The sequence below is a fragment of the Nonomuraea sp. NPDC004580 genome (assembly GCF_040609855.1).
GTDB classification, from domain to species: Bacteria; Actinomycetota; Actinomycetes; order Streptosporangiales; family Streptosporangiaceae; genus Nonomuraea; species Nonomuraea salmonea.
Genome location: NZ_JBEXLH010000059.1, coordinates 31,813 through 54,190 on the forward strand (window position 1 = coordinate 31,813; position 22,378 = coordinate 54,190).

At 72.1% G+C, this 22,378-nt stretch carries 23 protein-coding genes and 1 pseudogene; 8 read left to right on the forward strand and 16 right to left on the reverse strand.

Annotation, left to right across the window (positions count from 1 at the left end; translation table 11 throughout):
- Positions 1–6 precede the first annotated feature (6 nt).
- The 9 genes from ABZW11_RS37540 to ABZW11_RS37580 are packed head-to-tail and all read right to left on the reverse strand — an operon-like array spanning position 7 to position 10,678.
- On the reverse strand, positions 7–906 hold the full coding sequence (locus ABZW11_RS37540) for a dihydrodipicolinate synthase family protein (protein WP_355428221.1): 900 nt from the start codon (positions 904–906) through the stop codon (positions 7–9).
- The gene (locus ABZW11_RS37545; RefSeq protein ID WP_355428224.1) at positions 903–2,243 is read right to left on the reverse strand and encodes an aminopeptidase P family protein; all 1,341 of its coding nucleotides are present in this window, start codon (positions 2,241–2,243) and stop codon (positions 903–905) included. Before ABZW11_RS37545 ends, ABZW11_RS37540 begins: the two co-directional genes overlap by 4 nt.
- On the reverse strand, positions 2,236–3,513 hold the full coding sequence (locus ABZW11_RS37550; RefSeq protein WP_355428227.1) for an alpha/beta fold hydrolase: 1,278 nt from the start codon (positions 3,511–3,513) through the stop codon (positions 2,236–2,238). The genes ABZW11_RS37545 and ABZW11_RS37550 overlap by 8 nt, the downstream gene beginning before the upstream one ends.
- Positions 3,510–4,322, reverse strand: coding sequence for an ATP-binding cassette domain-containing protein (locus tag ABZW11_RS37555; RefSeq protein WP_355428230.1), 813 nt, complete (start codon positions 4,320–4,322; stop codon positions 3,510–3,512). Before ABZW11_RS37555 ends, ABZW11_RS37550 begins: the two co-directional genes overlap by 4 nt.
- On the reverse strand, positions 4,319–5,119 hold the full coding sequence (locus ABZW11_RS37560; protein WP_355428233.1) for an ABC transporter ATP-binding protein: 801 nt from the start codon (positions 5,117–5,119) through the stop codon (positions 4,319–4,321). Before ABZW11_RS37560 ends, ABZW11_RS37555 begins: the two co-directional genes overlap by 4 nt.
- A complete protein-coding gene (locus ABZW11_RS37565) occupies positions 5,116–6,114 on the reverse strand; it encodes an ABC transporter permease (protein WP_355428236.1) in 999 nt (332 codons plus the stop codon). Before ABZW11_RS37565 ends, ABZW11_RS37560 begins: the two co-directional genes overlap by 4 nt.
- Entirely contained in the window at positions 6,111–7,046 is a 936-nt protein-coding gene (locus tag ABZW11_RS37570; RefSeq protein ID WP_355428239.1) for an ABC transporter permease, read from the reverse strand. Before ABZW11_RS37570 ends, ABZW11_RS37565 begins: the two co-directional genes overlap by 4 nt.
- Positions 7,047–8,735: an ABC transporter substrate-binding protein gene (locus ABZW11_RS37575; RefSeq protein ID WP_355428241.1), complete on the reverse strand. Its 1,689-nt coding sequence runs from the start codon at positions 8,733–8,735 to the stop codon at positions 7,047–7,049.
- Entirely contained in the window at positions 8,732–10,678 is a 1,947-nt protein-coding gene (locus ABZW11_RS37580; protein ID WP_355428244.1) for a beta-L-arabinofuranosidase domain-containing protein, read from the reverse strand. Before ABZW11_RS37580 ends, ABZW11_RS37575 begins: the two co-directional genes overlap by 4 nt.
- 109 nt (positions 10,679–10,787) lie before the next feature.
- Between ABZW11_RS37580 and ABZW11_RS37585 the strand changes: the two genes are divergently transcribed.
- Positions 10,788–11,024 (forward strand): hypothetical protein, encoded by a 237-nt coding sequence (locus tag ABZW11_RS37585; protein ID WP_355428247.1) that lies wholly within the window; start codon positions 10,788–10,790, stop codon positions 11,022–11,024.
- On the opposite strand, the gene ABZW11_RS37590 is transcribed toward ABZW11_RS37585, so the two are convergent.
- From ABZW11_RS37590 to ABZW11_RS37600, 3 genes are all read right to left on the reverse strand, one after another.
- Complete coding sequence (locus tag ABZW11_RS37590) at positions 10,998–11,738, reverse strand: GntR family transcriptional regulator (RefSeq protein WP_355428250.1); 741 nt, start codon at positions 11,736–11,738, stop codon at positions 10,998–11,000. The genes ABZW11_RS37585 and ABZW11_RS37590 overlap by 27 nt on opposite strands.
- 64 nt (positions 11,739–11,802) lie before the next feature.
- Positions 11,803–12,501 carry an HAD family hydrolase gene (locus ABZW11_RS37595; RefSeq protein ID WP_355428253.1) on the reverse strand — a complete coding sequence of 233 codons (699 nt, stop codon included), beginning with the start codon at positions 12,499–12,501 and terminating at the stop codon, positions 11,803–11,805.
- Entirely contained in the window at positions 12,498–13,223 is a 726-nt protein-coding gene (locus tag ABZW11_RS37600) for a hypothetical protein (protein WP_355428255.1), read from the reverse strand. Before ABZW11_RS37600 ends, ABZW11_RS37595 begins: the two co-directional genes overlap by 4 nt.
- A 140-nt stretch (positions 13,224–13,363) precedes the next feature.
- Between ABZW11_RS37600 and ABZW11_RS37605 the strand changes: the two genes are divergently transcribed.
- Positions 13,364–14,191, forward strand: a complete 828-nt coding sequence (locus tag ABZW11_RS37605; protein WP_355428258.1) for a Scr1 family TA system antitoxin-like transcriptional regulator — start codon at positions 13,364–13,366, stop codon at positions 14,189–14,191.
- Positions 14,192–14,298: 107 nt separating this feature from the next.
- Here ABZW11_RS37605 and ABZW11_RS37610 read toward each other — a convergent pair whose 3' ends face one another.
- Positions 14,299–14,952, reverse strand: a complete 654-nt coding sequence (locus ABZW11_RS37610) for a GntR family transcriptional regulator (RefSeq protein WP_355428261.1) — start codon at positions 14,950–14,952, stop codon at positions 14,299–14,301.
- A 68-nt stretch (positions 14,953–15,020) separates the two neighbouring features.
- On the opposite strand from ABZW11_RS37610, the gene ABZW11_RS37615 reads away from it, so the two are divergent.
- From ABZW11_RS37615 to ABZW11_RS37635, 5 genes are all read left to right on the forward strand, one after another.
- On the forward strand, positions 15,021–16,208 hold the full coding sequence (locus ABZW11_RS37615; RefSeq protein WP_355428264.1) for a CoA transferase: 1,188 nt from the start codon (positions 15,021–15,023) through the stop codon (positions 16,206–16,208).
- A complete protein-coding gene (locus ABZW11_RS37620; protein ID WP_355428266.1) occupies positions 16,205–17,074 on the forward strand; it encodes a CoA ester lyase in 870 nt (289 codons plus the stop codon). Before ABZW11_RS37615 ends, ABZW11_RS37620 begins: the two co-directional genes overlap by 4 nt.
- A gap of 53 nt (positions 17,075–17,127) precedes the next feature.
- Positions 17,128–18,465 (forward strand): TRAP transporter large permease subunit, encoded by a 1,338-nt coding sequence (locus tag ABZW11_RS37625; RefSeq protein WP_355428269.1) that lies wholly within the window; start codon positions 17,128–17,130, stop codon positions 18,463–18,465.
- Between the two features lie 15 nt (positions 18,466–18,480).
- The gene (locus tag ABZW11_RS37630) at positions 18,481–18,708 is read left to right on the forward strand and encodes a hypothetical protein (protein WP_355428272.1); all 228 of its coding nucleotides are present in this window, start codon (positions 18,481–18,483) and stop codon (positions 18,706–18,708) included.
- Between the two features lie 63 nt (positions 18,709–18,771).
- Positions 18,772–19,002 (forward strand): hypothetical protein, encoded by a 231-nt coding sequence (locus tag ABZW11_RS37635; RefSeq protein ID WP_355428275.1) that lies wholly within the window; start codon positions 18,772–18,774, stop codon positions 19,000–19,002.
- Here the strand turns inward: ABZW11_RS37635 and ABZW11_RS37640 are convergent.
- The 3 genes from ABZW11_RS37640 to ABZW11_RS37650 all read right to left on the reverse strand — a co-directional run bounded on the left by ABZW11_RS37640 (position 18,968) and on the right by ABZW11_RS37650 (position 21,738).
- Positions 18,968–20,158, reverse strand: coding sequence for an FAD-dependent monooxygenase (locus ABZW11_RS37640; protein WP_355428278.1), 1,191 nt, complete (start codon positions 20,156–20,158; stop codon positions 18,968–18,970). The genes ABZW11_RS37635 and ABZW11_RS37640 overlap by 35 nt on opposite strands.
- A 253-nt stretch (positions 20,159–20,411) precedes the next feature.
- Complete coding sequence (locus ABZW11_RS37645) at positions 20,412–21,137, reverse strand: helix-turn-helix domain-containing protein (RefSeq protein WP_355428281.1); 726 nt, start codon at positions 21,135–21,137, stop codon at positions 20,412–20,414.
- 7 nt (positions 21,138–21,144) lie between these two features.
- The gene (locus tag ABZW11_RS37650) at positions 21,145–21,738 is read right to left on the reverse strand and encodes a histidine phosphatase family protein (protein ID WP_355428284.1); all 594 of its coding nucleotides are present in this window, start codon (positions 21,736–21,738) and stop codon (positions 21,145–21,147) included.
- A gap of 183 nt (positions 21,739–21,921) precedes the next feature.
- Between ABZW11_RS37650 and ABZW11_RS37655 the strand changes: the two are divergent.
- Positions 21,922–22,378: pseudogene (locus ABZW11_RS37655) on the forward strand (hypothetical protein); the annotation flags it as partial.

A 22,378-nucleotide genomic window follows, 5' to 3' on the forward strand; every position in this document is an offset into this window, starting at 1 on the left:
CAGCGGTCAGCGGTAGCCCTTGGCGAGCACCTCGGTCGTCTGGCGGGTGATCTGGGCGGCCTGATCGGTGGTGAGGGGGACGCGGGGCGGGCGGCAGGCGCCGCCCTTGCGGCCGGCCAGGTCCATCGACAGCTTGATCGACTGGACGAACTCCGTCTTGGAGTCCCACCGCAGCAGCGGGTGCAGGTCGCGGTAGATCGGCAGGGCCTTGGCGACGTCGCCGGCGACCGCGAGGCGGTAGAGCTCGACGGTGGCGCTGGGGATCATGTTCGGGTAGCCCGCGATCCAGCCGACCGCGCCGGCGATGGCCAGCTCCAGCAGCACGTCGTCGGAGCCGATCAGCAGGTCCAGGCCGGGCGCGCGTTCGGCCAGCTCGTACGCCCTGCGCACGTCCCCGCTGAACTCCTTGACCGCCACGATGAGCCCTTCGTGGTGCAGCTCGGCCAGCAGGTCGGGGGTGAGGTCGACCTTGGTGTCGAGGGGGTTGTTGTAGGCGATGACCGGCAGCCCGGCCTTGGCGACCTCGCGGTAGTGGGCGACGACGGCCCGCCGGTCGGCGCGGTAGGCGTTGGGCGGCAGCAGCAGCACGGAGGAGGCGCCGGCCTCGGCGGCCTGCTCGGCCCAGCGCCGCGACTCGGCGGCCCCGTACGCGGCCACGCCCGGCATGACGTGGAACCCGTCGGGCGCGGCCTCGACGGCGGTGCGGACGACGCGGGCGCGTTCGGCGTCGGTGAGCGTCTGGTACTCGCCGAGCGACCCGTTGGGGCACACCCCGTCGCAGCCGCCGGCGGCGAGGAAGCGGACGTGCTCGGCGTAGGCGTCGTAGTCGACCGACAGGTCGTCGTGGAAGGGCAGCGCGGTGGCGACGTGCACGCCGTGCCACACCGGTGTGGTGGGGGCGGTCATGATGTTCTCTCCTTGGTCCAGTTCTCCAGGCCGCTCGCCGTGATGGGCAGCGCGGCCGACAGGTTCTCGGCGCCGCCGGCGGTCACCAGCAGGTCGTCCTCGATCCGTACGCCGATGCCGCGCAGCTCGGGCGGCACGGTGCGGTCATGGGCGTGGAAGTACAGGCCGGGCTCGACGGTGAGCACCATGCCCGGCGCCATCGTGGCGCCGTGGTAGGCCTCGTGCCGGGACTGGGCGCAGTCGTGCACGTCGAGCCCGAGGTGGTGGCCGATGCCGCAGACGAGGTAGCGGCGGTGGTGCTGGCCGTCGGCGGACAGGGCCTCGTCGACGGAGACGGGCAGCAGGCCCCAGTCGTGCAGGCCGCGCGCGATGACCTCCATGGCGGCGTGGTGGAAGGCGGTGAACGGCCGGCCGGGCGCGACCTCGGCGAGCCCGGCCCGGTGGGCGCGCTCGACGAGGTCGTGGACCTGCCGCTGGGCGGGGGTGAAGGCGCCGGAGGCGGGGATGGTGCGGGTGACGTCGGCGGTGTAGTGGGAGCGGGTCTCGACGCCCATGTCGAGCAGCAGCAGCTCGCCGGGCAGGACGGGGCCGTCGCAGCGCACCCAGTGCAGGGTGGGGGCGTGCGGGCCGCTGCCGACGATGGAGGCGTAGCCGGGGCCGTTGCCGTAGGTGCGGGCGTACCGGTCGAAGGTGCCCTGCAGCCAGCGTTCGCCGCCGGCGCGGATGGCGGCGGGGAGTTCGGCGGCGACGGCGGAGAAGCCTTCGACGGTGCGGTCCACGGCCTCGCGGAGCTGCGCGACCTCCCACCCGTCCTTGATCATGCGGAGTTCGGCGAGCGTCCGTCGCAGCTCGGCGTCGTCGCCGGTGAGCGCGCCCGCCGGGGTGCCCGGATAGTCGGGCAGCGGCAGCACCTCGGCGCCGAGCGCGGCCGCCCATTCGGCGAGCGAGGGGGACGGGCCGACCCACAGCTCGCCGTAGGCGGCGTCGGAGAAGAAGCCGGGCTCGCCGGGGCGGGCGGGCGGCGGCAGGTAGAGGGTGGCGGCGCCGTCGCGGACGACGGCGATCGCGTTCTCGGCGGCGCAGCCGGTCAGCCAGGAGAAGTCGCTGTCGACGCGGAAGTCGTAGGCGGTGTCGTTGGAGCGGGTGGGGGCGTGGCCGGCGGCGACGACGACGGTGCGGCCGGGCAGCGCGGCGGCCAGCCGGTCGCGGTGGGCGGCGGCCGCTTCGGCGGCTCCTGGGACGAGGCCGGGGGTGCGGGCGGGGGAGTCCCAGCCCTGGGCGATGTAGTCGGTGAAGGCGGGGATCTCCGCCAGCCGGGGCAGTCTGCCGTCACTCACCGGTGATTCCTCCTCCTTGGCGGCGTACGAGCTCGGTCAGGCGGGCGAAGACGCGGTCGTCGCCGATGCCGTCGTGCTCGTACTCGTTGGTGACCCAGGTCTGGGTGTTGCCGACGCGGGCGGCGGTCTGCAGTTGCAGGCCCGAGTCGACGTACATGTCGTCGAAGTAGACGGCGGCGGCGACGGGCACGTCGTTGGCGGCCAGCCGGTCGGTGTCGTAGAGGGGCGGCCAGTCGTCGCGGGCGGCGAGCAGCTCGACGGCGCCGCGGAAGGGCCGCAGGACGCGGATCTCCTCGAACATCCAGGGGTACATCATCTCGCCGGTGAACAGCAGCGGCCTGGCGTCCTCGGCGAAGGCGGGGTGGCGCTCGCGTTCGGCCTGGGCGGCCCAGGCGGTGGCGCCGGGGCCCGAGCCGTAGATGCTCTCCTGGAGGGCGGCGAACAGCGGGTTGTCGGCGTAGGAGGAGCGGGCGAGCACCTGGTGCAGGAAGGTGTCGGGCAGCCCGTCGGACTCGTCGAGCAGCCAGTGCATGCGTTCGTAGCCGGGTTTCATGCCGAAGTCGATGCCGAGCGACTGCAGGCGCCGCACGGTGAGGACGTCGCCGTCGGGCAGCCGTACGTCGCCTTCTGCGAGCCGGTCGGCCAGGCGCGCGGTGGTCTCGGCGTGGTGGGGGTAGCGGCGGTAGAACTCGGCGTTCTTGGCGGCCACGCGGGGATAGGTGCGGCGGTAGACCTCGGCGGCGTCGGGGTCGGTTGAGGGCAGGCCGCCTGCGACGTAGCAGGCGGTCAGGCCGTGCGGGGCGCGTGAGAGGTAGGTGAGGGTGAGGAAGCCGCCGTAGCTCTGGCCGAGGGTGGACCAGCGGCGCCCGCCGAAGACGGTGGTGCGCAGGTGTTCGGCGTCGGCCACGATGGAGTCGGCGCGGAAGTGCGCGAGGTGGGCGGCGCCCTGCTCGGCGGTGAGCGTGCTCATGGTCCGGCCGTCGATGCGGGAGCTGCGGCCGGTGCCGCGCTGGTCGAGCAGGACGACCCGGTACGTCTGCAGCGCCTGGCCGAGCCAGCCCGACGTGCCGACCGGGCGGGGTCCCTTGCCGCCGGGGCCGCCCTGCAGGAACAGCAGGCAGGGCAGGTCGTCGCGGTCGCGGGCCGGGTCCACAAGCTCGCGGGCGAACACCTCGATCGTGGGCCCGCCGGGGTCGGACCAGTCGAGCGGCACCCGTTCGACGTGGTCGCGCACCCGCATGCCGGGGATGACGTAGGTGGCGGTGATCATGTGTGTTCCCTCCTGCGGCGGTCCCATTCGGGGTTGATGCGGGGGATGGCGGCCAGCAGCGTGCGGGTGTACTCGTCCTGGGGGTCGCCGAACACCTGCCGGGTGTCGCCGAGCTCGACGATGCGTCCCTTGCTCATGACCGCGACGCGCTGGGCGATCTGGCGGACCACGGCCAGGTCGTGGGCGATGAAGACGTAGCTGAAGCCGCTCTCGCGCTGCAGCCGCAGCAGCAGCTCGATGATCTGGGCCTGCACCGACACGTCGAGCGCGGAGACGGCCTCGTCGCAGATCACCAGCTTGGGGCCGACGGCCAGGGCGCGGGCGATGCCGATGCGCTGGGCCTGCCCGCCGGAGAACTGCGCGGGGTAGCGCAGCGAGTGGTCGGGGTTGAGGCCGACGCGTTCCATCAGCTCCTTGGCGTGCGCCCGCCGGCCGCCCTTGGGGGTGCGGCCCTGGTAGAGCAGCGGCGCGTTGAGTATGCGTTCGACGGTGTGGCGGGGGTTGAGCGAGGAGAACGGGTCCTGGAAGACGACCTGGACGTTGCCGCGGAAGCGGGCCAGGGCCTCGCCCTTGGCGTGGGTGACGTCCTCGCCGTCGAACTCCAGGGCGCCTTCCGTCGGGTCCATGAGTTTGGCGATCATGCGGGCGGTGGTGGACTTGCCGCTGCCGGACTCGCCGACGACGGCCAGCGTCTCGCCCAGGCGTACCTCGAAGCTGACCCGGTCCACGGCAGTGAACTCGGCTTTCGCGCCGAGCGGGCCGCGGGTGACGAACCTCTTGGTGAGGTCCGTGGCGCGCAGCAGCGTCATGTGACCACCTCGTCGTCGATGCGCGGGATGCTTTCCAGCAGCATGCGGGTGTAGGCGTGGCGGGGTTCGGCGAAGACCTGCTCGGCGGTGCCGTACTCGACCTGTTCGCCGCGGCGCATCACCAGGACGCGGGTCGCGATCGAGCTGATCACGGCCAGGTCGTGGGTGATGAACATCATGCCGGTGCCGCTCTGCTCGCGCAGGTCGGCCAGCAGGCGCAGGATCTGGGCCTGCACGGTGACGTCGAGCGCGGTGGTGGGCTCGTCGGCGATGAGCAGCTTGGGCCGGCACACCAGCGCCATCGCGATCATGATGCGCTGGCGCTGCCCGCCGGAGAACTGGTGCGGGTAGTGGCCGGCGCGCTTGTCCGGGTCGGGCAGGCCGACCTGGGCGAGCGCGTCGATGGCGACCTGGCGGGCGGCCTTCCTTGAGCGGTCGCGGTGGGCGCGGTACATCTCCTCGATCTGCAGCCCGACCGTGTAGTACGGGTTCAGCGACGACAGCGGATCCTGGAAGATCATCGACATCTGGTCGCCGCGGATCCTGCGCAGCTCCCGTTCGGGACGGCCGAGCAGCTCGGCGCCGTCGAGCCTGATGCTGCCGCTGGTCCGGGCGCCCTTGGGCAGCAGGCCCATGACGGCCAGGCTGGTCATCGACTTGCCGGAGCCCGACTCGCCGACGATGCCGACGGTCTCGTCCCTGCCGACGGTGAAGGAGACGTTCCTGACCACGTCCACGGGGCCGCGCGTGGTGGGGAACGTGACGGTGAGGTCTTCCACCTCCAGCAGCTCGCTCATGGCGACGTGATCCTCACTCTCGGGTCGAGCCGGGTGTAGACGAGGTCCACCACGACGTTGCCGACCACCACGAAGAACGCGGCCAGCAGCGTGACCGCCATGATGACGGGCTGGTCGTTCTTGGCGATGGAGTCGGCGGCCATCTTGCCGACGCCGTTCAGCCCGAACACGGTCTCGGTGATGAGGGCGCCGCCGAGCAGGCCGGCGAAGTCCATGCCGAAGATCGTGGCGATCGGGGTGAGCGCGGGGCGCAGCGCGTGCCTGCGCAGGGTGAGCGCCGGCGACAGGCCCTTGGATCTGGCGGTGCGCATGAAGTTCTCGGCGAGGGTGTCGATGACGTTGGCGCGGGTGAGGCGGGCGTACAGGCAGGCGTAGCCGGTGGCCAGCACGATCCACGGCATCAGGTACGACTGGAACCACACCACCGGGTCGTCGGAGAACGCCACGGCCTGCGGGAACGGCAGCACCTGGAGCTGGACGACGAGCACGTACTGCAGGGCGAGCGCCAGCACGTAGTTGGGGATGCTGGAGCCGCCGAGCGCCAGGCCCATCGCGGTGCGATCCAGCCAGGTGCCCTCCTTGACGGCGCTGAGCAGGCCGGCGGCGATGCCGACGAGCAGCCACAGCACGGCGGCGCCGACGGCGACGGTGGCGCTGACGGGCAGCCGTTCGATCACCATGTCCATGACGGACTGGTTGGTCTGGAAGCTGTAGCCGAGGCAGGGCGCGGCGCAGTGCACGAGGTTGGCGCCCTCGCCGTAGTCACGGCCGGCGAAGATGCCGCCGACGAAGCCGAGGAACTGGGCGAGGAACGGCCGGTCGAGGCCGAGCACGCCGCGGATCTGGTCGATGCGTTCCGGGGTGCAGGTCTTGCCGCAGATCATCACGGCCGGGTCGGGCTGCAGGGTGAAGAACAGCACGAACGTGAACAGGCACACCAGGAACAGGATGACCACGACGCCGGCCAGGCGGCCGGCCACGTAGCGGGCCATCATGAGGCCTCCCCCGCGTCGAAGGCGGCCCTGACGCGGTCGCCCAGCACGGTCAGTGACAGGACGGTGAGGAACAGGAACGCGCCGGGGATGACGAAGTACATGGGGTCGACGGCGTACCAGCCGACCGAACTGGCGATCATCTGGCCCCATGACGGGGTGGGCGGGGTGACGCCGACGCCGAGGAACGACAGGCCGGCCTCGGTGCCGACGTAGCCGGGCACCGCCAGGGTGGTCATGACGATGAGGGAGCTGCGCAGGTTGGGCAGGATCTCCTTGAACACCAGCGCCCCCGTGGAGGCGCCGGAGGCGCGCGCGGCCTCCACGAACTCCCGGTTGACCAGCGTCATCGTCTGCCCGCGCACCACCCTCGCCAGGTACGGCCAGCCGAACACGCTGATCACCACGACGAGCAGCACCGGCCGGTTGCCCTGGGGCAGCGCCGACAGGATGGCGATCATGAAGATGAGCGCGGGGAAGGCCATCAGGAAGTCCATGATCCGGCAGATCACCTGGTCGGCCCAGCCCTGGTAGAACCCGGCCAGCATGCCGAGCACGACGCCGAGCAGCGTGGTGAGGGCGGTGGCGGAGATCGCGATGATGAGGGAGACGCGGGCGCCGTAGGCGATGCGGGCGAGGATGTCGCGGCCGTTCTGGGGTTCGACGCCGAGCAGGTGCTCGGAGCTGATGCCGCCGAGCGAGCCGTACGGGACGCCGCCCAGGTCGGTGTTGACCGCGGCCGTGTCGAAGTCGTTGGGGCCGTGCCCGGTGATCGCGCTGATCAGCGGCGCGCCGATCGCCATGAGGACGATCAGCGCGAGGTAGGCGCCGCTGAGCACGGCGCCCCGATCACGCAGCAGCACGCGCAGGACGCGCCGGCCCGAGGTGGCGGGCGTGCCGCCCGCCACCTGCTCTGGATGCGCTGCGACCGTCATCTACTTCGTCGGCTTCGCCAGCCCGACGGAGACCAGGTCGATGCCGCCGGAGTAGGAGTTGGACTGGTAGGCGCCGGCGATGTTGGCGCCGTTGACCAGGATGAGCTTCTCGTAGGCCAGCGGCACGACGGGGGCCAGCTCCATGATCTGCTTGTCCAGCTCGCCGTAGGCGGCGTTGGCCTGCTCGACGTCGGGCATCTCGGCGATCTCGTCGATCTTGGCGTTGATGGCCTTGTCGTTGATCTGGGCGAGGTTGGAGTTGCCCTTGGAGGTGATGTTGCGGCCGTCGAACAGCGGCGGCAGGAACGTCGCGCCGGACGCCCAGTCGGGGCACCAGCCGGTCACGGCCATGTCGTTCTGCTTGGCGGGGGTGCCGATGACCTCGTAGTAGGTCGACGTGTCGATGTTGTTGATCTTGACGTCGATGCCGATCTGCTTGAGCGCCTCCTGCACGGCGACCGAGACGGCGGCCATCTTCGGCTGCGCCCTGGTGTCGAGGATCAGCGAGAAGCCGCCCGACAGGCCGGCGTCGGCCAGCAGTTGCTTGGCCTTGGCGACGTCGTAGGGGTAGGGGTCGTAGTCGACGCGGCCGGCGACGGTGGGCGGCTGGATCGAGGTGCCCTTCTCGGCCAGCGTGGAGCCGCCCATCGCGGCGACGATGGTGTCCTTGTCGATGGCGTGGTTGATGGCCTGCCGGACGCGGACGTCCTTGAGGTACTTCTTGGTGGTGTTGAGCCCCATGTAGGTGGTGCAGCCGTTGAGGCCGGACAGCGTGCGGGCCTTGATCTGCGGGGTCTGCACGCGCGCGACCGTGGCGGCCTGGATGCTCTGGCCGATGGCGTCGGCGTCGGTGCCCTGGCCGGCGAGCATGCGCTCGTCGATGGTGGCCGGGTCGAGGCCGAACGTCCACTCGAACGCGTCGGGCTTGGCCGCGCGCACGGTGTCGGTCTCGGGCTTCCACTGCGGGTTGCGTTCCAGCTTGAGCGAGGCGTTGCGCTGGTAGGAGGCCACCTTGTACGGGCCGCTCGCGATCGGCTTGCTGTCGAAGGCGGCGCCCGCGCCGGTGCCCTTGGGGAAGGGGGTGAAGTTGGGCAGCGCCAGCGCGCTCGGGAAGTCGGCGTACGGCTTCTTCAGGTGGATGACGACGGTCTTGGGGTCGGGCGTCTCGATGGTGTCGAGGTCGCCGGACAGGTAGGGGCCCTTGTAGTCCTTGGGGGCGTCGAGCAGCAGCCTGCCGTAGGGGGAGCCGATGCCGGCCTCGGGGTCGAAGGCGCGCGAGAAGCCGAACTTGACGGCCTCGCTGGTGATGGGGGTGCCGTCCTCGAAGAAGATGTTGTCCTTGAGGGTGAAGGTCCAGGTCTTCGCGTCGTTGGACGGGGTGCCCGTGTCGGTGGCGAGGTCGGGGACGATCTTCGTGCCCTCGGCGCCCGGCCCGGCGCCGAACGTGGTCAGGCCCCGGTAGATGAGCCGGTAGAAGTTGTTGACGCCGCCGTCGAAGCCGCGTGCCGGGTCCAGGTGGGAGAAGTCCGCGTTGGCCAGGACGTGCACGGTGCCGCCTGTGGCGGGGGTGGCCGCCTGGCCGGTGGCGCCGGTGCCGCCGCCGGGGCCCGGGGCGGCCCCGCCGCCGCATGCCGACAGTGCCAGCACGGCGGTCATCGTGACGCTGGTGAGCGCCGCCGATCTCCTCATGTCGCCTTCTTTCCGTTGGTCGTGTCGGGGGTCCTGACCCAGACCCGCATGGCCGCGGGGCCGCGGTTGCCCCACAGGAAGTAGGGGACGAAGGTCGCGGGGACCTTCGTGCCGGGCGGCGCCGTCCCGGGGGACGGCAGTTCGGGGTAGAGCTCGGCCGGAGGCGGGGGAGCGTGGTGCGCTGCCACGTCCAGCACGATCGCGCCGGGCGCGAGGCCGTCCTGCCTGGTCGATGCCGCCGCGGCGTCGCTGACGCCGACGAGCAGGTCGTCCACGCCGGCCTGGGGGCTGTCGTGCTGCTCGACGCAGTAGACGAGGGGGCCGCGAGCCAGGCTGAGCGCGCCTCTGGTGGCGTCGAGGTAGGGGTGCGAGCCGTGCGCCCTGACCGGCATGGGCAGAGTGAGGCGGACCTCGTCGCCGGCCGCCCAGGTGCGCTCGACGGTGAGCCAGCCGCCGGCCGGTTCTGCGGGGACGCCCGCGCCGTTGACGGTGAGCCTCGCGCCGCGCGCCCAGCCGGGCACGCGCAGCACCAGCCCGTACGCGCCTTGCGGAGCCCGCTCGACGGTGAGCCGCACGTCGCCGTCCCACGGGTAGCCGGTCTCCATCGCCAGCGCCAGCTCCGCCGTCTCGATCCGGGCGGTGGCGTACTGGGCGACGAGGACGGCGCCGTCCCGCTCGGCGGCGACGTAGTCGGCGAGCTGGGCCATCCAGCGCACGATGTTCGGCGGGCAGCACGGGCAGCCGAACCAGGCGCGGCGCAGCGGCTCGCCGCCCGCCTCGGCGCCGCTGCGCTGCTCGTGGTCGGGGCGGCGCTGCAGCGGGTTGTCGTAGAAGAACGCGCGGCCGTCGGCGGACAGGCCGACCGCGTAGGCGTTGTAGAGCACCCGCTCGAACACGTCGAGGTAGGAGGCGGCGCCGGTGGCCAGGAACATCCGCCACGCCCACTGCATGAGGGCGATGGCGGCGCAGGTCTCGCTGTAGGCGCGCTCGGAGGGCAGCTCGTAGCGGTCGCCGATGGCCTCGTCGGAGTGGCGGCTGCCGAGCCCGCCGGTGATGTAGAGCTTGGTGGCGACCATGTCGTCCCACAGCCGCTCCAGCGCCTCGGCCAGCGTGGCGTCGCCGGTCTCCAGCAGCACGTCGGCGGCGCCGGCCGCCAGGTACGCCATCCGCACCGCGTGACCGGTCACCGAGGGCAGCTCGCGGAAGGGCACGTGGTCCTGGAAGTAGTCGCCGGGGAAGATGCTGTGCTTGAGCTGCCCGGAGCCGCGCCGGTCGACGAACGCGGCGGCCAGGTCGAGGTAGGACCGCTCGCCGGTCTCCCTGAACAGCTCGACCAGCGCCATCTCCACCTCGGGATGCCCGCACACGCCGCTGCCGGCGAACCGCTCGGTCACCAGGTCGGCGAAGCGGCGGGCGATGCGCAGCAGCCGGTCGTCGCCCATGCGGCGGTGCGCGGCGACGGCGGCCTGGATGAGGTGGCCGAGGTTGTACAGCTCGTGGCCCCAGGCCAGGTCCTCCCACGGTTTCTTGGCGGCGGCCGGGTCCTGGAAGAAGGAGTTGAGGTAGCCGTCGTCGGCCTGGACCCGTTCGAGGAGGGTGACGACCTCCTCGTAGAAGTCGCGCACTCCTTCTTCCGCGGTGCCGTCGCCGAGCTCGTAGGCGAGCCCCTCCAGGGTCTTGTAGAGGTCGGTGTCCAGGAAGGGGTAGCGGCCGCGGTACGGCGGAGGGTCCTGCTCCAGCAGCCGGCTCAGGTTGGCGACGTTGCCGGCCGCGCGCAGCTGCTCGATGGTGTGCGGGATCGTGGCCGTGCTGTTGCGGCGCTGCCAGTGGCGCAGCAGACCCCCCGTGATGCGCACCCCGGACAGCGGACGCACGGCCCCCGAGGCTGCCTCCTTACGTAGGCGCACCGCGCCGGCCGGTGGCGTGACCTGCTTAGACGTCATGAACCATCCCAGTAATGTGTGGCATTGCACTGCACCTTAGAAGTCGGGAAGGGCACTTGCCAAGGGTTACGGCCCGACTGAAACGAACGTGATCCGAGCGAAATGTCCGGTGAACATCGGCCAGATCGAGCTCAGCAGCGCCATCCTGGCCGCCAAGGGCGTTGTGCACCCCGCGTGGGTGGCGGCCGGCACCACCGCGGTCATCTACTACCTCGGGCTGGTGGCCGAGAAGTGGCTCAAGGGCTTCTCCTGGGCCGGGCTCGCCGCGGCCCTGGTGTTCGGCGTGGCCACCACGCTCTATCTGCGCCGCCGCGCCGCCTCAGCGTTCGATGAGGGTGACCTCTAGGGAGTAGTGGGAGGCCCGGTAGACGTGCGAGCCGTGCTCGACCGCCCGGCCCTGGTCGTCGTAGGTGGTGCGGACCATCGTCAGCAGCGGCGCGCCCCTGCGCTCCTCCAGCAGCCGCGCCTCGGCCTGCCCCGCGGCCCGCGCGCCGATGCGCTGGTTGGCCACCCGCATCCGCACGCCCGCGCCGCGCAGCAGCTCGTACAGGCCGCGGCTCTCCAGGTCGGCCGCGCTGAGCTGGGCCAGGCCCAGCGGCAGCCAGTTGTGCAGCACCGCCAGCGGCTCGCCGGCCGCGAAGCGCAGCCGCTCGAGGTAGAGGATCTGTGAGCCCGGCTCGACGCCCAGGATGGCGGCGATGTCCTCCTCCACCGGGCGCGGCTCCAGCGCCAGCACCCGCGTGGCCGGCTCCTGGCCCGCCCTGCGCAGGTCGTCGTAGAGGCTGGTCAGCTCGACCGAGCGCTTGACCTGGCCGTGCACCACCTGCGTGCCGACGCCGCGCTTGCGCACCAGCAGGCCCTTGTCCACCAGATATTGGATGGCCTGGCGGATCGTCGGCCGCGACAGGCCGAGCTTGTCGGCCAGCAGGATCTCGTTGTCCAGCCGCGAGCCCGGCGCGAGGTCGCCTCGCCGGATCGCCTCGGCGATCTGCTCGGCCACCTGGAAGTAGAGCGGCACGGGGCTTGACCGGTCGAGGTCGATGGCCAGATTGGCGGTCATGCTGATCAGCTTAACGCAGGTCAGAATGTCCTGACAAATGGGTCAAGCTGGCGTCGTAGCCGGTTCAGGCCGTCAGCAGCGGCGCCAGCTCCGTCAGCGAGGTGATGCGCGGGAACCCCTCGGGGCCGGGCTCCGCGCCCGTACGATCCAGCCAGACCGAGTGCATGCCCGCCGCCGCCGGGGCCGTCACGTCGTTGACCACGTCGTCGCCCACCAGCAGCACCTCGTGCGTGGCCAGCCCCAGCGCCGCCGCGGCCCGCTCGTACGCCTCGGGCGCCGGCTTGAAACAGCCGTCCAGCACCTCGCCCGTCAGCACCGGCCCCACCCGGCCCGCCAGCCCGATCGCGCGCACCTTCGCCTCCTGCATGGGCTGCGTCCCGTTGGTCAGCACCCCCAGCGCGAACCCGGCCAGCCCCGCCACCGCCTCCGCCGCGTCGGGGAAGGCCGCCCAGGCACCGCGGTAACGGGCCGCGAAGTCCGCATAGGCGGCGCCGAGGTCGGCGGGGGCGGGTACGTCGAGCTCGGCGCAGAGCGCCTGGAGCCGCAGGTGCCGCTGCTCCTGCACCGTGCAGCGGCCCGCGTGCCACATCGCGAGGTACGGCACCTCCAGCGCCGCCCACAACGCCGCCACCTCAGTCAGCCGCGGATGCCCGGGAAAGTGCTCCGCCACCCAGGCGGTGATGCCCGCGTCCGCCGCGCGGCGATGATCCATCAGCGTCCCGTCGAGGTCGAACAGCACGCCCTTGACGTCCAGCGGGCTCACGAGGCGGCGCCCGCCACGATCCTGGCCGCCGTCTCGCGCGGTGGATAGCCCAGCGTCAGGCCCCGCACCGACAGCGCCGCCTGCGCGAACAGCGTCTCGGCCGGCTCGCTCAGCACGTACGACAGCGCGGGCGAGACCGTGCGATGCGCCTCCAGCGCCTCCGCCTCCCGGTCGGCCAGCGGCTTCGGCAGCGCCTCCCGGTAGTCCGCGATCAGCGCGTCGAGGTCGAACAGCTGCCCGTAACGCTCCGACGTGCCCGCCACCACCCGCACCAGGTCGTCCTCCGCCCGCGCCTGGTAGACCAGGTTCGTGCCGCCGCTCTTGGCGAACCAGCGCATCGCCTCGTCCACCGGCAGCGTGAACGCGCCGTACGGCTTGCGGCCGTACAGCAGGGCCTCGGCGATCCACCGGTCGCACCACAGCTCGTCGCGGTACGGCGCCGGCGCCGCGGGATCGACGGCCAGGCCCTGCGCCAGCACCGGGTTCCAGGCCGATACCATCGGGCTGCTGAAGCGCGGCATCCGCGGGCCGCGCCAGTGGCTCAGCGGATAGCCGTACCACACGGTCACGACCTCCATCTGGCGCTTGGGCAGCTGGCGCTCGTAGGTGCCGTTCATGATCTGGCCGCCGTCGGGGTGACGCCACGGGCCAGGCGGTACGTCCGTCTCTGTGGGGACCGGGGGAGTCCGGTAGTCGGGATGGAGTATCCACGCGTCCGCCACAGTCACTGCCTTTCGGATCGGCGTATGCATAACGTGTCAGGCCACTAGAGTGGCCATCGTGCATCAACCGTCACACTGTTGCAACAGACCTGGTGTAAACGCTGATGTTTGTCATCGGCGGCTGTGACAGACGTATGCAGTTGAGCGTTGTCGCGGCCCGGCTCTCCTCGTTGCGCGCCGGTGCCGGGCTGTCGATGAAGTCCGCCGCCGACGCGGCCGGGCTCAACACCTCCACCATCTTCCGCATCGAGCACGGGCTCGTCGCGCCCCGCGAGGCCACCGTGCGCACGCTGCTGCAGCTGTACGGCGAGGGCGAGCACGTCGCGCGCGTGCTGTCGCTGCTGCGCGAGGAGCGGGTGCCCGGCTGGTACGACGCCCCCGGCGTGCCCCTGGCGCTGTCGGCGTTCCTGGAGCTGGAGGACCGGGCGCAGATCATCTACACCTACTGCCCCCACCAGATCCCGCCGCTGCTGCAGACCCCCGCCTACGCGCTGTCGGCCGCCCTGGCCGGGCTGCTGCCGGGCGCCGCCTACGAGCGGGCCGCCGCCATGGCCTCGCTGATCACCGTCCGGCAGCAGGTGCTCGACCGGCAGGAGGGGCCGCGCCTCTGGGCCGTGCTCGACCGTACGGCGCTGCTCGACCCGCCGCTCAGCCGGGCCGAGGACCGGCTCGCCCAGCTCGACGCCCTCACCGCCGCCACTAAGCAGCAGCACATCGCGCTGCAGGTCGCCCGGCCCGTCGCCGAGAGCGGCTACCTCTACCAGGGGCCGCCGTTCACCCTGCTCCGCTTCGCCGACCCCGCCAGCCCCGACACGCTGGTGCTCCACCTGCTGCACGCGCCGGTCGTCATCGAGGACCGGCGGCGCGTCGAGGAGCACCAGCAGGCCTTCGCCCGCCTCTCCCTGTCGGCGTTGCCGGTCGACTCCACCGCCGACGTCCTCGACGAGATCAGAAACTCCACGACCTGACCGCCACCACCCGCCGCCGGCGTGCGGTCGAGGGCGGGGTTGCGGAGGTCCTCAGGAGGTCCTCAGGAGGTCCTCCGGAGGTGCAGGGGACAGGCCGTGGCGGCCGTTCACTGGTGGCGGCGGTAGGTGCCGGCGTGCTGGACGTGGTCGATCATGATGCGTTCCGCCGTCTCGCCGTCGCCGGCCTCCAGGGCGGCCAGGATGCCTTCGTGGGCCTCCAGCTGGGCCCTGACCTGGGTCTCGTCCAGCCATAGCGACGCCTCGGCGGGGACGGGGAAGCTGTTGCGGACCGATCTCGCGTGGCCGCCCAGGAAGGCGGGACCGCCGATGTCGACGATGCGCAGGTGGAAGGTCCTGCTCTGCTCGCCGAGCCGGTCGTTGCGGCCGTCGGCGGCGTCGCGCGCCATCGCGGCGTGCAGCTCCCTCAGCCCGGCCAGCTCCTCGGGGGTGATCCTGGACGCCGCCAGCCGCGCGCCCAGCCCCTCGACGACGGCGCGCAGCCCGTAGTACTCGGCCAGCGCCTCGTCGCCCAGGTCGATCACGGTCGCGCCGTGGTGCGCCTCGTAGCTGATCAGCCGGTCCTTCTCCAGCCGGCGCAGCGCCTCGCGCACCGGCGTGACCGACACCCCCAGCCGCTTGGCCACCTCCCCGGCCCTGACCGCGGTCCCTCCGGGGATCCGCGCCGACCGGATCTCCTCTAGAAGCACGGCGTAGACGTAGTCGGCCTTGCTCATGGGCGGCCGCGGCTCGGTGGCTGACATGTCCCCAAGTGTCTCGCAAAATGGTCACATAGTTGACCTATGACATATTTCTTATAAGTTACATACCCATGACGAGCCTCGACGACCTGCGGGTCATCGACGCGGCGACCCTGTTCGCCGGTCCCTCCGCCGCCATGATGCTGGGCGACTTCGGCGCCGACGTGATCAAGATCGAGCACCCGAGGCGGGGCGACCCCTCGCGCGGGCACGGCGCCTCGGTCGACGGGGTGGGCCTGTGGTGGAAGACCCTCTCGCGCAACAAGCGCACCGCCGCCGTCGATCTGTCGCGCCCCGAGGGGCAGGAGATCCTGCGCCGCCTCGCCGAACGTTCCGACGTGCTGATCGAGAACTTCCGTCCCGGCACCCTGGAACGCTGGAACCTCTCGCCCGATGACCTGCTGGAGCTCAACCCCCGGCTCATCGTCGCCAGGATGACCGGGTTCGGGCAGTTCGGGCCGATGTCGGGACGCCCGGGCTTCGGCACCCTCGCCGAGGCCATGAGCGGCTTCGCCGCCATGACGGGGCAGCCCGACGGGCCGCCCACCCTGCCGCCGCTCGCCCTCGCCGACGGCATCGCCGGCCTCGCCATGTCGTACGCGATCATGGTCGCCCTGCACGCCCGCGAGCGCACCGGGCGCGGCCAGGTCATCGACATGGCCATCATCGAGCCGATCCTGGGCCTGCTCGGGCCGCAGATGAGCGCGTACAGGGCGCTCGGGGTCGTGCCGCAGCGCACCGGCAACCGCTCCAGCAGCAACGCCCCCCGCAACACCTACCGCACCCGCGACGGACGCTGGCTCGCCATCTCCACCAGCGCCCAGCCCATCGCCGAGCGCGTCGTCACCCTCGTCGGCCGGCCCGACCTGGTCGAGCAGCCGTGGTTCGCCACCGGGCACGGCCGGGTGCAGCACGTGGACGAGCTGGACGAGGCCGTCGCCTCCTGGATCGCCGAACGCGACGCCGACGAGGTCATCGCCGCCTTCGAGCGGGCGCAGGCCGCCGTCGCGCCCATCTACGACGTCACCGACCTCGCCGAGGACCCCCAGTACGCCGCGCTCGGCACGTTCGTCGAGGTGCCCGACGAGGAGCTGGGCTCGCTCACCATGCAGAACGTGCTGTTCCGCCTGTCGGACACCCCCGGCGGGATCCGCTGGCCGGGCCGCCCGCTCGGCCGCGACACCGACGAGGTGCTCGGCGAGATCGACTACCCCGAAGACCGCATCGCGCGGCTGCGCGAGGAAGGGGTGATCGCGTGAGCGCCTCCGAGCGCCCGCCGGTGACCTGGCTGTACGTGCCGGGCGACCGGCCCGAGCGGTTCGCCAAGGCCGTCGCGTCCGGCGCGGACGTCGTCATCATCGACCTCGAGGACGCGGTGGCCCCCGCCCGCAAGGACGAGGCCAGGGCCAACGCCGTCGCCTACCTGAGCGCCCGCCCCGACGGCGGCGTGCTGCACGTGCGGGTCAACGACCCCGCGACCGGGCGTGGCCGCGACGACCTGGCCGCCGTCGCCGGCCTGGCCGACGCCGTACGGCTGCCCAAGGTCGAGTCGGCCGCCGTGCTCGACGCGCTGACGGGCGCGCCCGCGTACGCGCTGCTGGAGTCGGCGGCCGGCATCGTCAACGCCCGCGAGATCGCCGCGCACCCGCACGTGGCCGGAGTGGCGCTCGGCGAGCAGGACCTCGCCGCCGAGCTGGGCATCACCGACCAGCAGGCCATGAACCACCTGCGCCTGCAGGTCGTCCTCGCCGCCGCCGCGGCCGGGCTGCCCCCGGTGCCCATGTCCGTCTACCCCGACGTCAAGGACGAGGACGGCCTGCTCGCCTCCTGCCGGGCCGGCCGCGCGATCGGTCTGTTCGGCCGGACCGCCATCCACCCCCGCCAGATCCCCGCCATCAGGCGCGCCTTCCGTCCTGGCGAGGAGGAGACGGCCAGGGCCGCCGAGATCGTCGCCGCCGCCGAGCAGGCGGAACGGGACGGCGTCGGCGCGGTCGCCCTCCCCGACGGCCGCTTCGTGGACGCCCCCATCGTCACCAGAGCCCGCCGCATCCTCGCACTCGCCCGCCACCTGGCCGACCCGCCCCCGGCCACCTCACCGCCGGCCACCTCACCGCCGACCACCTGACCGCCGGCGAAGCCGGACACCCCCAGCCCCACCCCCATTGGAGGACTTTCGCCGTGGGAATCGCCGTATGGGCGCTCGTCGCCTACATCGTCATCATCGTCGTCTGGAACGGCGTGCTGAAACGCAACATCGGTGAGGCGATGCTCATCGGGTTCGCCGGCGTGTGCCTCTTCGGCGGCGCCCGCTTCTTCGAGCTGGCCTGGGCGGGCATCGCCGACGCCATGGCCGAGGAGGTCGTCTTCGCCGCCCTGGCCTTCGTCTTCATGGGGTACCTGCTGACCAGGCTCGGCCTCATCCAGGAGCAGGTCACGGTGCTCAACTCGGTGTTCGGCCGGCTGCGCGGCGGCGCGGGCTACGTCTCGACGTCGGCCGCCGCGCTGCTGGGCGGCCCATCGGGGTCCGGCTCGGGCATCTCGGCCTCGGTCGGCTCGGTCACCATCCCCTGGATGATCCGCTCGAACTGGCGGCCCGATCTGGCCGCCTCGCTCGTCGCAGGCAACGCGGGGCTCGGCATCTCCATCCCGCCGAGCTCGTCGATGTTCCTGCTGCTCGGCTCGGCCGCCGTGGCGCCGGTGCTGACCGCCGACCAGCTGTTCGTGCCCGCCCTGGTGGGCGGCCTGTGGACGGTCGCGCACCGGTTCGTGGTGGTCTTCCTGTGGGTGCGCAGGCACCGCATCGCCGCTACCGACGCCGCCGACATCGTGCCGCTGCGTGCCGCCCTGCGTGCGGGATGGACCTCGCTGCTGGTCTACGCCGGCATCGCCATCCCCGTGCTGATGACGCTCGAGTTCGGCAAGGCGCTCATGGAGTCGCAGGTCGGCGAGGCGGCCGGCGACATCAGCATCGTCGTGTGGATCCCGGTGCTGACCGTGCTGGCCACGTTCGCCGTCGCCTGGCGGCGGCTGCCGCGCACCGCCCGCGCCTGGAACGACCTGCTCGGCGAGATGGCGCCGCGCTACGCCGTCATCGGCGCCACCCTGTTCTTCGCCTTCGCCGCCGCCGCCAGCCTCGGCGAGCTGGGCCTGGTCGAGCAGCTCACCACGATCATGCAGAGCGTGGAGGCGCCCGCCGTCGTCATCGCCACCATCGTCGGCCTGCTGCTCGTCGTCATCGCCGCGCCGCTGACCGGCACCGCCACCATCGCCGCCGTCGGCGGGGTCGCCTTCAGCGCGCTCACCGCGGCAGGAGTCTCGCCCGCCGCCGCGGCCACCGCCATCCTCATCTTCGCCTCGACCGAGGGCGCGTCCCCGCCGGGAGCGGCCCCCATCTACATCGCCAGCGGCATCGCCCAGGTGGACCCGGCCAGGACGTTCGGCCGGCTCATCCTGTGGTTCGTCATCCCGACCCTGGTCATCGGCGTGCTGGTCGCGACCGGCGTGCTGCCGATCTGAGAGGAGCCCTCCGTCATGAGACGTCTCACCATGGTCCTGTTCAAGATCGGCCTCGTGCTGTTCATCGCGCTCGGCGTCGTCCTCGTGCTCGCCCAGGCCGCCGGCCTGATCGCGGGCAGCCCCGGGCTGGTGTCGGGGGCCGTCGCGGCGCTCGGCCTGCCCATGACCGTCGCGGCCGGGGTGACCGGCCTGCTCGGGTTCGTCATGTCGTACGTCTACCACTGGGAGACCGGCGAGGACTGACCGCCACCCGCATGGACGGCGCTGACCTGGGTAGACGTGCCGCCGAGCAAGCGGGGGGAAAGCATGAGGACGCAGCAGACGAGGTCTCGCGGCAAGGACAGGGCCGTCACGCTCGCGCGGACGGCCGTCGCGCCCAAACCGGGGGTGAAGACCCGGGTCAGGAAGGTCATGACCAGGCCCAAGACCGTCCTGATCGGCTCGGCGCTGCTGGCCGCGTTCCTGGCCGGCCGGGCCTCACGCCGCCGCAGGCCGGGTCATCTCATCCCGATGTCCGGCGGCGCCGCCCCGGTATGAGGCACGACGCCAGCCACGCCAGCGTGCCGGCCGTCTGGCCGGTGACGTAGTACAGCCGCGGCGGCACGTACGGCAGCACGCCCGAGTGCCGCTCGTTGAGCAGCGCGATGAGCTGGCGCGGCGGCAGGTTCATGTAGCGCGGCACGCTCTCGTACCAGCGGGCGCTGCGCCTGGCCGCCCGCTGCGAGACGCGGATCGCCGCGCGGCGCTCGCGCTCGTAGCGGGCCAGCGCGGCGTCCAGGTCGGTCGCCGAGTGCAGCGCCTCCACCAGGTAGGCGGCGTCGCCCAGCGCCAGCGCCGTGCCCGCGCCGATCGAGAAGTGCGTGGTGTGCGCGGCGTCGCCGAGCAGCACCACGTTGTCGCGGTACCACCTGCGGTTGGTCAGCGTGCGGAAGTTGAGCCAGCGCGCGCTGCCGCCCGACTCGGTCTGGGCGATCAGCGGGTGGCCGTCGAGCACCTCGGCGAACAGCTTCTCCAGCAGGGCCAGGCCGTCGGCCTCGCCGGCCGTGTCGAAGCCCAGCCCGCGCCAGGTGACGGGCGCGCACTCCACGATGAACGTGCTGTGGCCGGGGTCGTAGCCGTAGCCGTAGCCCCAGATCCAGCCGTGCGGCGTCTCGGTGAAGGCGAAGGTGAACGCGTCGAGCGCCTTGGTGGTGCCGAGCCACATGTACATGTTGCGGCCGACCGACACCTCGGTGCCGAAATGCTCGGCGTGCCGCTCGCGCAGCACGCTGTTGATCCCGTCGGCGGCCACCACCAGGTCGGCGTCGGCGAACTCCGTCTCCCGCGTGATCTCGTGCTCGTAGGCGATGTCCACGCCGAGGTCGCGGGCCCGCTCGCCGAGGATGTCGAGCATGCGCTGCCGTCCGACGCCGAAGCCCTCGTCGCCGTGCTCGACGGTGACGGTCGTGCGGTCCTGCACGTGCACGACCCAGCTGTCCCACCGCACCGACGACTCGCCGATCGCGCGGGCCGACTCGGGGTCGACCTCGTGCAGGTAGTCGAACAGCTCCTCCCAGTACGTCACCCCCCACCCGTAGGTGGCGCCGGCCGGGTAACGCTCGTAGACGGTGATCTCGTGGGACGGGTCCACGCGCTTCATCAGGATGGAGAAATACAGGCTGGCGGGTCCGCCGCCGACGCAGGCGACCTTCACAACGAGCTCCTCACCGTACTAAACGTCACCATTCAGGTGCAGAGAGTAGCAAGCGGTGGACGGCGAATCGGGACGCCGCGCCGCCGAGCAGGCCGAACGCGTACCTTCAGGAACTCTCAGGTCGAGGCGCGGCCAGGGCGGTCAGGTCGCCGGTTTCCAGGCCGAGAGGGGTGAACGTCAGGCACGACGGCCCAGGCGGCGGCCATGAGAGTCTCTGCCAAGACGTCGTTGCCAGCCGCCGGTGAGCGGGCCTTCAGCCGTCGATGCGGTGCGGGCTCGCGCTGCTGCGATAGAGCAGGGATAGCGGCTCGGCGGGGTCGGCCTGGGCGAGCCGGGTGGCGGAGCGGCCGACGAAGCGGGCCAGCGACCGCGCCAGATGCGGCTGGTCGAAGTAACCGAGCCGGTGCACGACCTCGCCGGCCGGCACGCCGTCCCTGATCAGCACCGCCGCGTGCCTGGCCCGGTCGATCTGCCGGACCGCGTTCCTGGTCAGGCCGGTGGCCGCGAGGAAACGCCGCTGCAGCGTACGCTCCGACACCCACGACACAGGGCCGCCCCCCGAGGCCACCAGCGGGTCGCGGACCAGCACCTCCTCCTGCGCCAGCCGCCGCACGAACGCCTCGGCGTCGTCGTAACCGGGCAGGTGCCAGGACGACCCCTTCAGGTGGAACGAGCGCCGGGTGGCGCCGGGGATCAGCAGGTTGCCGCCGACCAGCCGCTCGAACGGCAGGTGCGGCATCGAGACGCCGAGCGCGAAGCTGATGCCGAGGAACGTGGCGTCCTCGGGCACCGGCGCCACGCTCGCCCGCGTCTCCGGCCCCTGGACGGCCACGTGCGTCTCGCCGCGCTCCTCCCAGAAGACCAGGTCCCAGCGCGCCGAGGCGACCGACATCATCTCCGTGACGTCGCTGCTGCGGCTGCGCCAGACCCGCTCCACGTACGGCGAGTCGGACCGCCGGCTCTCGATCTCCAGCCCCATGCCGTGCTCACACCCGCAGTGCCGGGGGGAAGCCCGTCCAGCGCAGGTCCTGCGGCAGGTGGCTCATGTCGTTGAAGAACAGCAGCGAAGGCGGCACCTCGGGCCGGTAGAGGATGACGGTGAGGGCGCAGTTGCCCTGGTTGAGCCCCAGCCAGCGGGCCTCGGGCGCGCCGAGCGCGTGCCGGACGAACCAGGCGGCGAGGAAGTTGTGCGTGACGATCAGCTCGTGCGTCTCGACGTCGGCAGGGCCGGCGTGCCGGGCGATCGCCGCGGCGGCCAGCGGCGGGCCCGAGGTCAGCTCGGCGTCGGTGAATCCGTTGAGGAACGCCGCGTGCGCGGGCGGCAGCTCGTCGCGGGGCGGGGCGGCGGGGACGTAGTCGCCGTACAGGTCGCCGGTCCGCACCTCGGCGCCGGGCAGGTGGCGGGCCACGATCTCGGCGGTACGCGCGGCACGGGGGAGCGGGCCGTGATGCACGGCGGTGATGGGATGTCCGGCCAGCCGCTTGCCGAGCAGCTCGGCCTGCTCGCACCCCGTCTCGCTCAGCTCGCCCTCGTCGATCGCCGCGCCGTGCCGTGCCAGATAGAGATAGCGGTTCGCCACCCTTTGCCCCCTTCTTAGGTGAGAGTGAAGTGTGGCACACCAGGCCGTTTCACGGCAGCGAACCTTCCCCTGACGGCCATGCGGTGGTGTCGTCATCGTCAGTGATCGCGGGGGCGGATGGTGGGCCGGGGCGAGGGGCATGTACGGTGCGTTGTCGAGATTTCACGCACAGGAGTCATCGTCATGCCTCACCAGGCACTACCCATGGCCTGCCACGCCGCGGCCATCGCAGCGGTCCTGCTGGCCGTCACCACCGCGCCCGCCCTGCACGCCGGTCTCACCACCACCGACGACCCGGCGGCGCTGCCCGGGCCCGCGGGGCTCGAGGACCTGCCCGAGCTGGCGGCGCTGACCGTCCACCGGCTGCTGCTGGCCGACGCGGTCGCCGCCGCCGAATACGGCACCCCCGCCGCCAGCACCAGCACCCCCACCACCAGCACCCCCACCACCAGCACTGCCGACGACCTCACAGCCGAGCACGAGCTGTTCGACGCCGTCACCGAGCACTCCGTCGAGATCGGCCTGCCCGCGCCCACCGGCGTGTGGTTCTTCCGCGCCCAGCTGGAGGCGGCCAACCTGGTGCGGCGCGGTCTGCACGCCCGCTGGCAGGCCGAGCCCGCGCTGCGCCCGCAGCCGCGGC